Source organism: Streptomyces sp. NPDC001634 (assembly GCF_040298185.1).
Taxonomy (GTDB): domain Bacteria; phylum Actinomycetota; class Actinomycetes; order Streptomycetales; family Streptomycetaceae; genus Streptomyces.
In genome coordinates this window covers 35214-49386 of sequence record NZ_JBEOZU010000011.1, presented here as the reverse complement: position 1 = coordinate 49386, position 14173 = coordinate 35214, and the positions used below count along the sequence as shown (strand labels likewise).

Here is a 14173-nt window from a genome sequence, read left to right as displayed (position 1 = left end):
CCTCGCCTCGGTCGAGGACGGCTTCCGCCTCGTCCGTCCGGTGTTGGTTGCTACATTGCGCAACTGTACAAGCCTTGAGCGGGGATTGGACGGGTGAGGGCGCCGATGACCATGACGAGTAGCCGACGCACGGCACCACGCCGCCATAAGGGCGGCGGCGAGGACGGCAGAGGCGAGGGCTCCCGCCGCGGTCGGGGCGATGGAGGGGACGGGGACGGCGGGTCCCGAACGGCGACCCGCGACCGCGGGCGCGGACGCCCGATACGGATCGGGCTCGCCGCCTGTGTGTCGCTGCTGGTGCTCGTGGCCGCCGGGGCCGGCTGGATCTATCTGCGGCTGAACGGCAACATCAACACGTTCGACGCCGGGGGCCTGTCCGACAACCGGCCCGCCGCCGGCTCGTCCAAGGGCGAGAACGTCCTCGTCATCGGCTCGGACGCGCGTACCAACGGCAACGACGCACTGGGCGGCGGCAACAAGGACGACATCGGCCGCTCCGACACCGCGTTCCTGCTGCACATATATGCCGACCACAAGCATGCGGTCGCCGTCTCCATCCCGCGTGACTCCCTGGTCACCATCCCGCCGTGCAAACTCCCCGACGGCAGCTGGACGAAGACGCAGACCAGCACGATGTTCAACGAGGCCTACTCGGTCGGGGAGACCGCCCAGGGCAATCCGGCCTGCACCCAGAACACCGTCGAGAACCTCTCGGGGCTGCGGGTCGATCACACCGTGGTCGTCGACTTCAAGGGCTTCGCGAGCCTGACGCAGGTCGTGGGCGGCGTGAAGGTGTGTGTGCCGCAGGACGTCTACGAGCGGGATCTCAACCCCAATCGCAGCGCCCGCGGAAAGCTGCTGTTCACCAAGGGCGAGCAGACCGTCTCCGGGCAGAAGGCCCTGGACTACGTGCGCATCCGGCACGGCATCGGCGACGGCTCCGACATCGGCCGCATCAAACGCCAACAGGCCTTCGTGGCGAGCCTGTTGAAGGAGGTGAAGAGCAACGGCCTGACCGCGACCAAGCTGCTGCCGCTCGCGGACGCCGCCACCAAGTCCCTGACCGTCGACCCCGGGCTCGGCTCGGCGGACAAGCTCATCTCCTTCGCGATGTCGCTGAAGGACATCGACCTGCACAACACCAAGTTCGTCACCATCCCCTGGCGTTACCAGGGCGAGCATGTCGCGATCGTCCACCCCGACGCCGAGGCCCTGTGGGCCGCGCTCAAGGCGGACCGCACCATCGACGGCAAGGACGCGAGCGGCAAGAAGAAGACCACTGCCCAGGCCTCCGCATCCGCCTCGCCGAGCCCCGCCGCCACGGTGTCCGGCGCCGGCCTGAGCGTCGCGGTCTACAACGGCACCACGGTCAGGGGTCTTGCCGCCCAGGCCGCGAGCAGGCTGACCGCCCACGGCTTCACGGTCACCGGCACCGCCACCGCCCGCACCCAGGACCACACGACGACGCTCATCGAGTACGGCCCCGGCGAGCAGTCCACGGCGCAGACCGTGGCGTCCCTGTTCCCCGGCGCGCAGCTGGAGTCCGTGTCGGCACCGGGCGTCAGCGTGGTCCTCGGCCAGGCCTACGCGGACGCCCCCACGGCCACGGCCTCCGCCACTCCGACCGCCGTCCCGAGCAGCGTGGCCGACGGCGCCCGCTCTGCGGACGACAACCCCTGCTCGAACCTCACCTACGGCTGACCGGGGCTCGCCGCCGACCGCCGTTCGTAGCGCGCCCCGACCGCCCACAGGGCGATCGCGTACAGCGCGAGGACGGCGGCGAGCAGCAGGTAGTACTCCGCCGGCAGGGTGTTCATGCCGAGAAGGGCGCCGAGCGGGGTGAGGGGCAGGAGGAGACCGACGGCGGCGAGGACGGCCGCGGCCCGGCCGACCGGACCGGGTGCGCGGCCCTCGGCGGCGCACCGGGCGGACCGAAGGAGCAGCATCACCAGGGCCTGCGTGAGCAGGTTCTCTGTGAACCACGCCGAGTGGAACACCATTTCGTCGTTGAGCGCGTCGGGACCGTACAGCGTGAGCGCGAGAACGCCGAAGGTGGCGAGGTCGGCGACCGCGTTGATCACGCCGAAGCCGGTGATGAAGCGCAGGAAGTCGCGCGGGCGCAGCACGGTGGGGCGCATGAGCACGCCGGGTGCGGGGCGGTCGTACGCGAAGGCGAGCTGCGCCGCGTCGAAGCACAGGTTCTGGGCGAGGACCTGGGCCGGGAGCATCGGCAGGAACGGCAGCAGGAGGCCCGCGGCGAGCATCGCGACGACGTTGCCGAGGTTCGAGGAGAGCGTGACGCGCAGATACGTGGCGATGTTGCCGCTGCTGTGCCGGCCGGCCATGACGGCGTGGTCGATCGCGGTGAGGTCCTTCTCGGCGAGGACCACGTCGGCGCTCGCCCGGGCCACGTCGACGGCGTCGCGCGGGGCGATGCCCACGTCGGCGGCGTGCAGCGCGGGCACGTCGTTGACGCCGTCGCCGAGGAAGCCGACGGTGTGGCCGGCCCTGCGGAGCGCGGTGACGATCCGCGCCTTGTCCTCGGGGGTGCAGCGGGCGACGACGGTCCCGGTGACTTCGTCGGCGGCGCCGGCGCTCCGTACGTCGCCGGGGTCCAGACCGAGGTCGCGGCAGGCGCGGGCCGCAGTGCCCGGGTGGTCACCGGTGAGGACCCGGACGGTGACGCCGCGGGCGGCCAGGTCACGCAGGGCCTGCGCGGCGGTCGGGGCGAGGGCGTCCCGGAAGGCGACAAAACCGCGGAAGGTCAGGCCGCGTTCGTCGGCGGGTGTGCAGGAGCGGGTGCGGGCGGGGCGGTCGGCGGTGGCGATCGCGAGCAGCCGCAGGCCGTCGTCCGCCTCGTGCGCGGCCAGTGCGAGCAGCCGGTCCCGTTCGCCGGGGTCCAGCACACAGCGCTCCAGTACGGCCTCGGGGGCGCCCTTGACGACAAGGGTGTGTGTGCCGAGGCGGCCGCGGACCACGGCGGTGGTAAGGCGGCGGACCGGGTCGAAGGGCAGGGCCGCGACGCCCTCGTACGGCTCCCAGGCCCCGTCGGCGGCGTCCAGGAGCGCCTCGTCAAGCGCGTCCGGGGCGGGCAGGTCGACGAGTTGAAGGGTCCACCAGGCGTTGACGGCCGCCCAGCGCAGGACGTCGGGTGCGTCCTCTCCGTCCCCGTCCAGCGCCCGTTCGACGACCGGCCGGTCCTGGGTGAGGGTGCCCGTCTTGTCGAGGCACAGCACGTCGACGGCGCCGAGGTCGTGCAGGGCGGGCAGCCGTTTCACGATCACACCGTGGCTGCGGGCGAGGAGGGAGGCGCCGCGGGCCAGACAGGTGGTGACGATGACCGGCAGCATCTCGGGGGTGAGGCCGACGGCGACCGCGACGGCGAAGGGGAGCGTCTCCAGTCCCCGGCCGCGCAGCGCCGCGTTGGCCATGAGGACCAGCGGCGGGGTGAGCAGCATGAACCGGATCAGCACCCAGGAGATGCCGTGGACGGACCGCTCGAAGGCGCTCGCCCCGCGCCGGGCGAGGGTGCCGTGCGCCCGGGCGAACCGGGTCCGGGCACCCGTCTCCAGGACGAGCGCGGTGCCGCCGCCGGTGGCGACGGTACTGCCCTGGAAGCAGAGGTGGGGCTCGTCGAAGGGGCCCCCGCCGGGCGGTCCCGGCGCATCGACCGCGCTCTTGACGACGGGCGCCGACTCGCCGGTCAGCGCGGCCTGGTGCACCGTCAGGCCGCTTGCACGCAGCAGCCGTACGTCGGCCGGGACGAGGTCGCCGGGCGCGAGCCGGATCACATCGCCGGGCACCAGCTCGGCGGCGGGTATCTCGCGTTCCCGCGGCCGGTCCCCCTTCTCGGCGACGCGCCGGCCGGCCCGCTGCGCCGGCGGCTCGTCCACCGCGTCCGTTCGGCGCAGCACGGTCGCGGTGGCGGCGACCAGTTCGCGCAGCCCGGCCATCGAGCGGTCGGCCCGGTACTCCCCGGTGGCGCGCAGGACGCAGCTGACCACGACGAGGCAGAGGATCACTCCGGCGGTGCCCCAGGCGGTGACGGTCGCCGAGACCAGGCCGAGACAGAGCAGGACGGTGGTGAACGGGTCGCGCAGCCCGCGGACGAAGAGAAGGGCCCAGGAAGTCGTACGGGCCTCGGGCAGCACGTTCTCCCCGACATCCGCGAGCCGCGCTTCCGCCTGTTCCTCGGTGAGTCCGCGCAGACTGCTCTCCAGTCGGCGCAGATCCTGAAGGGATGTGGACCCCGTGACGCCGGTTCGGGGCGGAGGCGCCGAGGGTGCCGCGGTCTCAGAGGCCACGGAGCCGGGCTGCCGGGACGCCGGTCTGCGCCGCGCGATCGGTGAGCTGGCCCACCATGAGGCGCACCACGGTCACGACGTCCGCGTCGTCGACGAAGTACACCTGGCGCCGGCCCTCACGGCGGGAGCGGACGAGTCCGGCCAGCTTGAGCTTGGTCAGATGCTGGCTCACGGCGGGCAGCGCGCCGCCGACGCGCTCCGCGAGACCGGTGACATCGCTCTCGCCCTGCGCGAGCGCCCACACGATGTGCAGCCGCGGGGGCGAGGCCAGCAGCCCGAACGCGGCGGCCGCCTCTGCCAGCACCTCGGCGGACGGGTCCTCGAAGCCACCGCCACCTGCCGCCACCGTCGTCCTCCCTTTCCCACCGGCTCAGTTCTCGTACGAGTCGCCCCAGTCTAGGCGGGCGCCGACGTCGGGTTCGGCGGGGCGAACGTCTGAATCTACGCCTGTGCGGACGTCCAGCCCTGGCGGCGCAGGATCGCCGAGACGTCAGGGGCGCTGTAGTGGTCGCCCTTGAGGACCTTGCCGTCGGCTCGGCGGGAGACCGTGCCGTCCGGGCCGAGCTTGGTCATGTTGGCCCGGTGGATCTCGGCGATCACGGCGTCGAGGTCGATACCGTGCACGAGGGCGGTGCCGTACGCGACGTAGACGACGTCGGCCAGCTCGTGCGCCAGCCGGTCGAGCGGGCCGGCAACCGACACCTCGGCGACCTCCGCGGCCTCCTCGGCAAGCAGCTCACCACGGTGCGCGGCCAGCTCCGGGGAGACCTCCGTCGGCACCGTGCGGGCGTCGAGGCCGAAGGCGAGGTGGAACTCACGGACGAGGGAGGCGGGAGAAACATGCATCCGGTGACCCTACCGTCCCTGTATCGCCCCCTGCCCTGGTCAGCGGTGCGTGCGGCCTGGCAGGATCGCGCGCATGCTTCAGGCACTCCCTCGCATCGGCCGACGCCGTGCACTGCTGGGCTCGGCGGCCGCGTTCGTGGTCTTCGGGCTGCTTCTGTGGTGGCTGCTGCCGCTCGGTGAGGAGTCCCCGAGCGGCACGGTCACCTTCAGTACGGGCACCCCGACCGGTGTCTACCAGAAGTACGGCACCCTGCTGCAGGGTGCGATCGCCAAGGACATGCCGAAGCTGGACGTACGGCTGCTGAACAGCGACGGGTCGCAGGAGAACGTGCAGCGGGTGGCCACCGGGAAGGCCGACTTCACGATCGCGGCGGCCGACGCGGTGGAGGCGTACATGCTGGAGAACAAGCCGGGCGCCGACCGGCTGCGCGGCTGCGCACGGCTGTACGACGACTATGTGCACCTGGTGGTGCCGCGTTCGTCCACCGTGCAGTCCGTGGCGGACCTGAAGGGCCGCAAGGTTGCCGTCGGGCCGGGCGGGTCCGGGGTGCGGCTGATCGCGGAGCATGTGCTCACGGCGGCCGGCCTGGACCCGCAGAAGGACATCACGCCGCTGCCCGACGGCATCGGCACCATGCCCCAGCTGCTGGAGCGGCACAGGATCGACGCGTTCTTCTGGTCGGGCGGACTGCCCACCAGCGCGGTCACGCAGCTGTCCAAGCACTTCGCGATCCGTCTGGTGCCGATCGGAAGCGACCTGGTGACAAAGCTGCACGAGCAGGGCGGCGCGTCGCGCTACTACCGCGCGGCGGTGATGCCCGCAGACACCTACCCGGCCGCCGAGCAGGGCTCCTCGGTGCAGACCGTGGCCGTCGCCAACCTCCTGATCACCCGGCAGGACATGAACGCGGACCTCACCGACAAGTTCACCCGCACGGTGATCGACAGCCGCGACGGCATCGGCGCCCAGGTGCACGCGGCCCAGCTGGTGGACCTGCGGAGCGCGATCTACACGGACCCGCTGGAGCTGCACGAGGGCGCGCGGCGGTACTACCGGTCGGTGAAACCCTAGGGCCTCAGCCTCCGGAGGCGTTCGCCGCTCGCGGCACCGTCAGCGTCACCTTCAGGCCACGCGGGTCGTGGTGCGCGTACGATATCGAGCCCCCGCCCGCCGCCAGCAGCGTCCGCGAGATCGACAGGCCCAGTCCCGACCCCTTGATGTTCTGGTGCGCGGCGCTGCGCCAGAAGCGATCGCCGACGCGGGCCAGTTCCTCGTCGCTGAGTCCCGGGCCGCCGTCGGTGACCACGACCGTGGCGGTCTCCCCACTCGCCGCGACCTCCACCTCGACGCACTCCCCCTCGGGCGTGAACTTCACCGCGTTGTCGATGACCGCGTCCAGCGCGCTGGACAGGGTGACGGGGTCGGCCCACGCTGTCGTGGGCGGGCAGTTCCCGGACAGTCGTACGCCCTTGGCCTCCGCGGCCGGGCCCCAGGCCGCCACGCGCTCGGCGGCCAGCGCGCCGATGTCCGCGATCCGGAGGTCGGCCTCGGCGTGTTCGGCGAGCGCCAGGTCGAGCAGATCGTCCAGGACCTGCGCGAGGCGCTTGCCCTCCGTGCGGACCGAGGCGATCTCCGCATTGCCCTCGGGCAGTTCGAGGGCGAGCAGGTCAATGCGCAGCAGCAGTGCGGAGAGCGGGTTGCGCAACTGGTGGGAGGCGTCGGCCACGAAGGCGCGCTGCTGCTCGAGGACCTCTTCGACGTTGTCCGCCATCTCGTTGAACGACCGGGCAAGGCGGCGGAGTTCCGGCGGCCCCCCGGCGGCGGCGACACGGGACTTGAGACGTCCGGTCGCGATGTCGTGGGTCGTCGCGTCCAGGATCCGTACGGGCCTGAGCACCCAGCCGGTCAGCCGCAGCGCCGCACCGACGGCCAGCAGCATCGCGGCGATCTCGCCGGCGCCGATGAGCAGCCAGCCGTGCAGGGTCTTGGACCGCATCTGCCCGGTGGGCGAGTCGGTGACGACGACCGCGATGACGTCGCCGTCGCGGATGACCGGGGAGGCGACCACGAGCCGCGAGTGCTGCCAGGGCCAGACCTGTTCGGGGTCATGGCTGCGGCGCCCGAGGAGCGCCTCGTTGAAGGCGTCGCGACCCTCGCCCTCCTCGGGCAGATACCAGTTCTCGGGCGCGTTGGCCATGGGTGTGTCGTCGCGGTAGAAGACACCGGCCCTGATGCCGTACACGTCGTAGTACATGGCGAGTTCCTTGCGCAGGGTCTCGCCGCGCTCGTCCCGGTCGTCCACCCGGGAGCCGGTGGGCCGGTCCGTGACGAACTGCGCGAGAGCCGCGAAGCGCGCTGTGTCGTCGATGCGGTCGACGACGACCCGCTGCTGTTCCGCGGCCGCGAGGCTCACCGCGAGCGGCAGGCCGAGCGCGAGGAGCACGGACGCCATCAGGACGATGAGCAGCGGAAGCAGACGTGCGCCCACCCGTCCCCGCTAGGCGGCCGGGGCGACGAGCCGGTACCCGACGCCGCGCACGGTCTCGATCAGCGCGGGCATGCGCAGCTTGGAACGCAGGGAGGCGACGTGCACCTCCAGGGTGCGCCCGGTCCCCTCCCAACTGGTCTGCCACACCTCGCTGATGATCTGCTCGCGGCGGAACACCACGCCGGGGCGCTGGGCCAGCAGCGCGAGCAGGTCGAACTCCTTGCGGGTCAGCTGGACCACCGAACCGTCCACGCTGACCCGGCGGGTGGGCAGTTCGATGTGCACGGGCCCGAGGCGCAGCGCGGTCTCGGTGGCGCCGGTGTCGTCCAGGTGCGGGATGCGCCGGGCGACGGCGTGGATACGCGCGAGGAGTTCCCCGGTGTCGTACGGCTTGACCACGTAGTCGTCGGCGCCGAGGTTGAGGCCGTGGATCCGGGAGCGCACGTCGGAGCGCGCGGTGACCATGATCACCGGGATGTTGGTGCGCTTGCGGATCTTTCCGCAGACCTCATAGCCGTCCTGGTCGGGAAGGCCCAGGTCGAGCAGGACGACGCCGAAGCCTGCGCCCTCGGGGACGAGCGCCTGGAGGGCCTCCTCGCCGCTGCGGGCGTGCGTGACGTCGTAACCGTGCCGGGCCAGCACCGCGGACAGAGCGGCCGCGACATGGTTGTCGTCCTCGACGAGGAGCAGTCTCATTCCGGCCCCCTCCGGTTCCTCGGTTGTACGGTCCCTGTTCGCTTTCGGCCTGTACGGAACCGTTCCCCCGCCTTGTACGGGGAAGCGTCGCGCACACGAACAAGTGCACGCCCGCGCGTGCACCATGGCAGTCACGCCGATGAACAAGGACGGCGTCAAGAGGGTTCCGGTTGCGTGCGGTTTCCGTTACCCAGCCGGTACGGACCCGGCGAACAGCTGCTACGGCCCGTGTCCGGCCGCTATCGGATTGTGATGCTCAGATCTCCCTCAGATGTAATGACGCTGGTCGTACGGCGTTACTAGTGTCCTCCGAAACCGAGCGAGGACGGAGCCAGTCATCACATGACCGAAGTATCGGTGGCCAAGGACTCGGTGGCCGCAACCGACGAACTGGTCGTCCTGAAGAGCGTCAACAAGCACTTCGGCGCGTTGCACGTGCTCCAGGACATCGACCTGACCATCGCCCGCGGTGAGGTCGTCGTGGTCATCGGCCCCTCGGGGTCGGGGAAGTCCACTCTGTGCCGCACCATCAACCGTCTGGAGACCATCGACGCAGGCGAGATCCTGATCGACGGCAAGCCACTGCCCCAGGAGGGCAAGGAGCTGGCCCGGCTGCGCGCCGACGTCGGCATGGTCTTCCAGTCCTTCAACCTCTTCGCGCACAAGACGGTGCTCGAGAACGTGATGCTGGGCCAGGTCAAGGTCCGCAGAACGGACAAGCAGCAGGCCGAGGAGAAGGCGCGCGCCCTGCTCGACCGGGTGGGCGTCGGCGCCCAGGCGGACAAGTACCCCGCGCAGCTCTCCGGCGGTCAGCAGCAGCGCGTGGCGATCGCCCGCGCGCTGGCCATGAACCCCAAGGTCATGCTCTTCGACGAGCCGACCTCGGCCCTGGACCCCGAGATGATCAATGAGGTGCTGGAGGTCATGCAGCAGCTCGCCCGGGACGGAATGACCATGGTCGTCGTCACCCATGAGATGGGCTTCGCTCGTTCGGCCGCCAACCGGGTGGTCTTCATGGCCGACGGACGGATCGTCGAAGAGGCCACGCCGGATCAGTTCTTCAGCAATCCGCGCAGCGACCGTGCGAAGGACTTCCTGTCGAAGATCCTGCACCACTGACGTTCCGCGCCACGGCCTCGACGTTCCGCGCCTCGGCCTCGACGTTCCGCGCCTCGGCCTCGACGGCCCGCGCGAGGTCCGCCATGGCCGGCGTCACCCGCCGTCCACCTTCTGCGTCCCGGGCCCTCGGTCCGTATCTCTTCACCCTGCAAAGGAAGTTCATCATGAAGCTCCGCAAGGTCACCGCCGCGACGGCCGTCGTCCTCGCCCTCGCCACCGCCGCCACGGCCTGCGGCTCGGACAAGAAGAGCGACGGCGGCTCCTCCTCCGGCGGCAAGTCGATCAAGATCGGCATCAAGTTCGACCAGCCCGGCATCGGTCAGAAGACGCCCCAGGGGTACGCCGGTTTCGACGTGGACGTCGCCACGTACGTCGCCAAGCAGCTCGGCTACAACGCGGACCAGATCGAGTGGAAGGAGTCGAAGAGCGCCGACCGCGAGACCATGCTGAAGCGTGGTGACGTCGACTTCATCGCCGCCTCGTACTCGATCACGCCGAAGCGTGAGGCGCAGGTCGACTTCGCGGGCCCGTACCTGCTCGCCCACCAGGACGTGCTGATCCGCGCCGACGAGAACAAAATCAAGTCGCCCTCGGACCTGAACTCCAAGAAGCTGTGTTCGGTGACGGGCTCGACCTCGGCGCAGAACGTCAAGGACAAGCTCGCCCCGAACGCCAACCTGCAGGTGTACCCGACGTACTCGGCGTGCCTGACGGGTCTGCAGAACGGCGCCATCGACGCGCTGACCACCGATGACTCGATCCTCGCGGGCTATGCCTCGCAGGCCGCCTTCAAGGGCAAGTTCAAGCTCGGCGGCTTCAGGATGACGAACGAAAACTACGGCATCGGCGTCAAGAAGGGCAGCGACCTCAAGGCGAAGATCAACGCCGCCCTGGAGAAGATGGTCTCGGACGGTTCGTGGCAGAAGGCCGTGGACAAGAACTTCGGTCCCGCGAACTACAAGAACGAGCCCGCGCCGAAGATCGGCAACATCGTCAAGTAAGCAGGGCCTGACGTGGTGCGCCGCCCACGGGGGGTGGCGCACCCGGGCCTGTCCGACACGCGGAAGCGCGGGACCTCATGTTCGACTTTCTTGATCGCTACGACCTGCTGGGAGCGTTCTGGACGACGGTGCAGCTCACCGTCCTCTCCGCGATCGGCTCCCTGATCTGGGGCACTCTGCTGGCCGCCATGCGGGTCGGTCCGGTGCCGGTGATGCGCGGTTTCGGGACCGCCTACGTGAACATCGTGCGGAACATCCCGCTGACCGTGATCATCCTGTTCACCTCGCTGGGGCTCAACCAGACCCTTGGGGTCACCCTCGGCGCGACCGACTTCAAGGTCATCAACTTCCGGCTCGCCGTACTCGGTCTGATCGCCTACACCTCGGCGTTCGTGTGCGAGGCGCTGCGGGCCGGCATCAACACCGTGCCCGTCGGGCAGGCGGAGGCGGCCCGTGCACTCGGGCTGAGATTCACGCAGGTGCTCGGGCTGGTGGTGCTGCCGCAGGCGTTCCGCTCGGTGGTGGGCCCGCTGGCGAACGTACTGATCGCGTTGACGAAGAACACCACTGTGGCGGCGGCGATCGGCGTCACCGAGGCGGCCCTCCTGATGAAGGAGATGATCGAGAACGAGGCCCAACTCCTGCTGATCAGCGCGGTGATCGCCTTCGGGTTCGTGTGTCTGACGCTGCCGACCGGCCTGATCCTCGGCTGGGTCGGCAAGAAGGTGGCGGTGAAGCGATGAGTTCCCTCCTGTACGACGCCCCTGGGCCCCGGGCCAAGCGGCGCAATGTCGTCTTCACCGTGGTCTTCCTGGTCGCCCTGGCCGCACTCCTGTGGTGGGTGTTCACCAGCCTCGACGACAAGGACCAACTCGCCTGGGAGAAGTGGAAGCCGTACTTCGGCGGTACGGAGGCCTGGTCGGCATACATCTGGCCGGGACTGCAGAACACGCTCAAGGCCGCGGCCCTTTCGATGCTCATAGCACTGCCGCTGGGTGCGGTCCTGGGCATCGCCCGGCTCTCGGACCACGCATGGATCCGGGTCCCGGTGGCGGTCGTCGTGGAGTTCTTCCGGGCCATCCCGGTGCTCGTCCTCATGATTTTCGGCGTCGCGCTGTTCTCCCAGTACACGAGCGTCAGTTCGGACGACCGCCCGCTGTACGCGGTGGTCACGGGCCTCGTCCTCTACAACGCCGCCGTCCTCGCGGAGATCGTCCGCGCGGGCATCCTGGCCCTCCCGAAAGGCCAGTCGGAGGCCGCGCTGGCGATCGGTCTGCGCAAGAACCAGGTGATGCGGTTCATCCTTCTGCCGCAGGCGGTCTCCGCAATGCTGCCGGCGATCGTCAGCCAGCTCGTGGTGATCGTGAAGGACACAGCCCTGGGCGGCGCGGTCCTCACTTTCCCCGACCTGATGGCGTCCGCGTCCACGATGAGCTCGTACTACGGTGCCAACACCATTGCGAGCTTCACGGTCGTCGCCCTCATCTTCATCGCCGTCAACTTCTCGCTGACGACGTTCGCGAGCTGGCTGGAGAAGCGGCTGCGGCGTGGCAAGAAGTCGACCGGGGCCGTGCTGCCTCCGGCGGCGGTGGCCGGGGCCGAGTCGACGGGCGTGGCCGCCTGACGGCTCCTCAGTCCTGTTGCTCCGCGAGGGCAGTGGCGTCACGCCACTGCCCTCGTCGCTTGACGGGCGCTGCGGCAATGGGTTGCATACGTTGTGTGATCGTGCACCCCGCTCCACCTGCCTGTTCCCGAACGTTCCCCAGGACTCCGCCCAGGGCAAGGGGCGTCGCATCGTGGACCCGGTGATCATCGTCGGGGCGGGGCCCGTGGGGCTCTCGCTCGCGCTCGCGCTGGCGCGCCAGGAGGTGCCGTCCGTGGTCCTCGACGAGGGGCCCGGCAAGGACGAACAGCGGGCCGCACGCACTGTCGTGCTGCGCGAGGACACCGCCGCCCTGATGGAACGGCTGACCGGGGTGCCGCTCGCCGAGTACGGACTGCGCTGGACCGGATGGCGGTCGATGCGGCGCAAGCAGCTGATGCGGGAGGTCGCGTTCGAACCGGCCGGTGCGCAGCGGGATCACGCGGGCGGGTACGGCACCCCCGAGAACCGGATGGGCGCGGCCGAGGGACCCGGCGTCGCCGAGGGTCCGGCCCCGCTGCACATCACCCAGCATGTGCTCACCGGCGCCCTGCGCGACGCGATCGCCGGCGAACGACTGGTCAAGATCGCAGTGGAGAGCCGGCTGGACTCCCTCGAGCAGGAGCCCTCGGGCGTCACGGCGCACACACGCGGCTCTCGGGGCACCTGGTGGCGCGGCAGTTACCTGGTCGGCTGCGACGGACCGCGCTCGACGGTCCGCAAACTGCTCGACATCCGCTTCCCGGGCCGTACGGCGGTGGAGCGCCACGCCGTGGCGGCCCTGCGCACCGAACTGCCGTGGTCCGGCGAGGCGTTGCTGCACCGGATGCCGCCATGGCGGACGGCGGGCCCGTCGGGCGGCGAGGTCACGGCGCGCCCCCTGCCCGACGGCGTGTGGCGCCTGGACTGGCTGCTGCCGCCGGGCAAGGACCTGGTCACGCCCGAGCTGCTGGTGAACCGCATCCGGGAGACGCTCGCGGGCTGGAACCAAGGCACCACCCCTGCATACGACTTGCTGGACACGGGTGTCCACATCGTCCACCACCGGCTCGCCCGCCGCTGGCGTGCCGGCCGGGTCTTCCTCGCCGGGGACGCCGCACATCTGCTCGGCGCGCTCGGCACCCAGGGCCTGGACGAGAGCCTGAGGGACGTGGACAACCTCGCCTGGAAGCTGGCGTCGGCCTGGCACCACGGTCCGCACGAGGCGCTCCTCGACAGTTACCAGGCGGAGCGCCGGGCGGTGGTCGCGGCCCGGTTGCGCGCCGCCGACCAGGCGCTGCCGTTGCTGCGCGGCGGCGGGGGACTGCGTTCGTATGTGCCGGGGTCCGCCCGTGGCCATGACACGCTGCTCACGGACGGCCATCTGGGACGCGGCACGCTCGGCGCACCGGGGACGTATGCCCGCTCGCCGCTCGCGCCCGCACGCACCGAGTCGGCGGCGCCGGTGGACACCGAGCCCGGGGCGCAGGTCGTGGACGTACGGGTGACGGCGGAGGACGGCTCGTTCGTACGGCTGCGGGACCGGCTGGGGCGCGGATCGCTGCTGGTGGTGCTGGTCGCTCCGGGCACGGGCGTGTGGGAGCGCAAGCACTGGGTGTCGGCCGGGATCATGCCCCGCCTGGCGGCGGCGGTGACGGCCCTGCCGCACCCCGCGGAACTGCTGGTCGCCGAGAGCTACCCGGGCGCGGCCCCCCACACGGTGCTCCTGATCCGCCCGGACGGCCACCTGGTCACAGCGCTCGGCGGGGTGCGCCCGGCGGAACTGTACGAGGCGGCGGAGGCGACGCTGGGCGGCCCGGCGAAGGCTCAGGCCACTGCGAGCGCGGGCTGAGGGATCGGGCTCCGGGATACGGGCCCCGGAGGTGTGAACGCGTTCCTCCCACACACGGTCACCGTGTGGTCCACATAGTGACTGTCAGTTGACCCGCCGACACCGCCATGGTGTACTCCGGAACGTGACCGACACCTGTGTGCGCCTGTGGCGGAGGGTCCATATGGACCTGGTCCGCTATGCGGGCTGCGTGTGTCACCCGTTCTGCTGATCTCGGCTTCTTTCATCCGCGCGCATCGTGCCCG

Annotated in this window: 13 protein-coding genes; 8 read left to right on the top strand and 5 right to left on the bottom strand. The window is 70.6% G+C overall.

Translation table 11 applies throughout. From position 1 onward, the window contains the following. The first annotated feature begins 111 nt into the window (after positions 1-111). Positions 112-1701, top strand: coding sequence for an LCP family glycopolymer transferase (locus tag ABT186_RS09660; protein WP_502973162.1), 1590 nt, complete (start codon positions 112-114; stop codon positions 1699-1701). Here the strand turns inward: ABT186_RS09660 and mgtA are convergent. From mgtA to ABT186_RS09645, 3 genes are all read right to left on the bottom strand, one after another. Further along, positions 1692-4304: a magnesium-translocating P-type ATPase gene (mgtA, locus tag ABT186_RS09655; RefSeq protein WP_351924397.1), complete on the bottom strand. Its 2613-nt coding sequence runs from the start codon at positions 4302-4304 to the stop codon at positions 1692-1694. The genes ABT186_RS09660 and mgtA overlap by 10 nt on opposite strands. Next, on the bottom strand, positions 4294-4650 hold the full coding sequence (locus ABT186_RS09650; protein WP_351226643.1) for an ArsR/SmtB family transcription factor: 357 nt from the start codon (positions 4648-4650) through the stop codon (positions 4294-4296). The genes mgtA and ABT186_RS09650 overlap by 11 nt, the downstream gene beginning before the upstream one ends. Positions 4651-4745: 95 nt before the next feature. Then, positions 4746-5150, bottom strand: coding sequence for a pyrophosphohydrolase domain-containing protein (locus tag ABT186_RS09645; protein ID WP_351226645.1), 405 nt, complete (start codon positions 5148-5150; stop codon positions 4746-4748). Between the two features lie 73 nt (positions 5151-5223). Here ABT186_RS09645 and ABT186_RS09640 point away from each other — a divergent pair, with 73 nt between their 5' ends. After that, entirely contained in the window at positions 5224-6222 is a 999-nt protein-coding gene (locus tag ABT186_RS09640) for a TAXI family TRAP transporter solute-binding subunit (RefSeq protein WP_351226647.1), read from the top strand. Positions 6223-6226: 4 nt separating this feature from the next. Here ABT186_RS09640 and ABT186_RS09635 read toward each other — a convergent pair whose 3' ends face one another. Both ABT186_RS09635 and ABT186_RS09630 read right to left on the bottom strand, forming a co-directional pair. Continuing rightward, on the bottom strand, positions 6227-7639 hold the full coding sequence (locus ABT186_RS09635; protein ID WP_351924395.1) for a sensor histidine kinase: 1413 nt from the start codon (positions 7637-7639) through the stop codon (positions 6227-6229). A 9-nt stretch (positions 7640-7648) separates the two neighbouring features. Continuing rightward, complete coding sequence (locus ABT186_RS09630) at positions 7649-8335, bottom strand: response regulator transcription factor (RefSeq protein WP_351226651.1); 687 nt, start codon at positions 8333-8335, stop codon at positions 7649-7651. Between the two features lie 342 nt (positions 8336-8677). On the opposite strand from ABT186_RS09630, the gene ABT186_RS09625 reads away from it, so the two are divergent. The 6 genes from ABT186_RS09625 to ABT186_RS09600 all read left to right on the top strand — a co-directional run bounded on the left by ABT186_RS09625 (position 8678) and on the right by ABT186_RS09600 (position 14139). Continuing rightward, a complete protein-coding gene (locus ABT186_RS09625; RefSeq protein WP_351226653.1) occupies positions 8678-9454 on the top strand; it encodes an amino acid ABC transporter ATP-binding protein in 777 nt (258 codons plus the stop codon). Between the two features lie 164 nt (positions 9455-9618). After that, positions 9619-10455 (top strand): glutamate ABC transporter substrate-binding protein, encoded by an 837-nt coding sequence (locus ABT186_RS09620; RefSeq protein WP_351226655.1) that lies wholly within the window; start codon positions 9619-9621, stop codon positions 10453-10455. A gap of 77 nt (positions 10456-10532) precedes the next feature. Next, on the top strand, positions 10533-11198 hold the full coding sequence (locus ABT186_RS09615; protein ID WP_351226657.1) for an amino acid ABC transporter permease: 666 nt from the start codon (positions 10533-10535) through the stop codon (positions 11196-11198). Continuing rightward, the gene (locus ABT186_RS09610; protein WP_351226659.1) at positions 11195-12079 is read left to right on the top strand and encodes an amino acid ABC transporter permease; all 885 of its coding nucleotides are present in this window, start codon (positions 11195-11197) and stop codon (positions 12077-12079) included. Before ABT186_RS09615 ends, ABT186_RS09610 begins: the two co-directional genes overlap by 4 nt. A 172-nt stretch (positions 12080-12251) precedes the next feature. Further along, a complete protein-coding gene (locus ABT186_RS09605; protein ID WP_351226661.1) occupies positions 12252-13928 on the top strand; it encodes an FAD-dependent monooxygenase in 1677 nt (558 codons plus the stop codon). Positions 13929-14091: 163 nt separating this feature from the next. Continuing rightward, positions 14092-14139: a hypothetical protein gene (locus ABT186_RS09600; protein WP_351226683.1), complete on the top strand. Its 48-nt coding sequence runs from the start codon at positions 14092-14094 to the stop codon at positions 14137-14139. Positions 14140-14173: the final 34 nt, after the last annotated feature.

Bases quoted from the DNA above. Each gene is read 5' to 3' on its own strand.
- ABT186_RS09660 (WP_502973162.1), top strand. From the start codon at position 112: ATGACGAGTAGCCGACGCACGGCACCACGCCGCCATAAGGGCGGCGGC.
- ABT186_RS09645 (WP_351226645.1), bottom strand. From the start codon at position 5,150: ATGCATGTTTCTCCCGCCTCCCTCGTCCGTGAGTTCCACCTCGCCTTC.
- ABT186_RS09640 (WP_351226647.1), top strand. From the start codon at position 5,224: ATGCTTCAGGCACTCCCTCGCATCGGCCGACGCCGTGCACTGCTGGGC.
- ABT186_RS09630 (WP_351226651.1), bottom strand. From the start codon at position 8,335: ATGAGACTGCTCCTCGTCGAGGACGACAACCATGTCGCGGCCGCTCTG.
- ABT186_RS09625 (WP_351226653.1), top strand. From the start codon at position 8,678: ATGACCGAAGTATCGGTGGCCAAGGACTCGGTGGCCGCAACCGACGAA.
- ABT186_RS09620 (WP_351226655.1), top strand. From the start codon at position 9,619: ATGAAGCTCCGCAAGGTCACCGCCGCGACGGCCGTCGTCCTCGCCCTC.
- ABT186_RS09615 (WP_351226657.1), top strand. From the start codon at position 10,533: ATGTTCGACTTTCTTGATCGCTACGACCTGCTGGGAGCGTTCTGGACG.
- ABT186_RS09610 (WP_351226659.1), top strand. From the start codon at position 11,195: ATGAGTTCCCTCCTGTACGACGCCCCTGGGCCCCGGGCCAAGCGGCGC.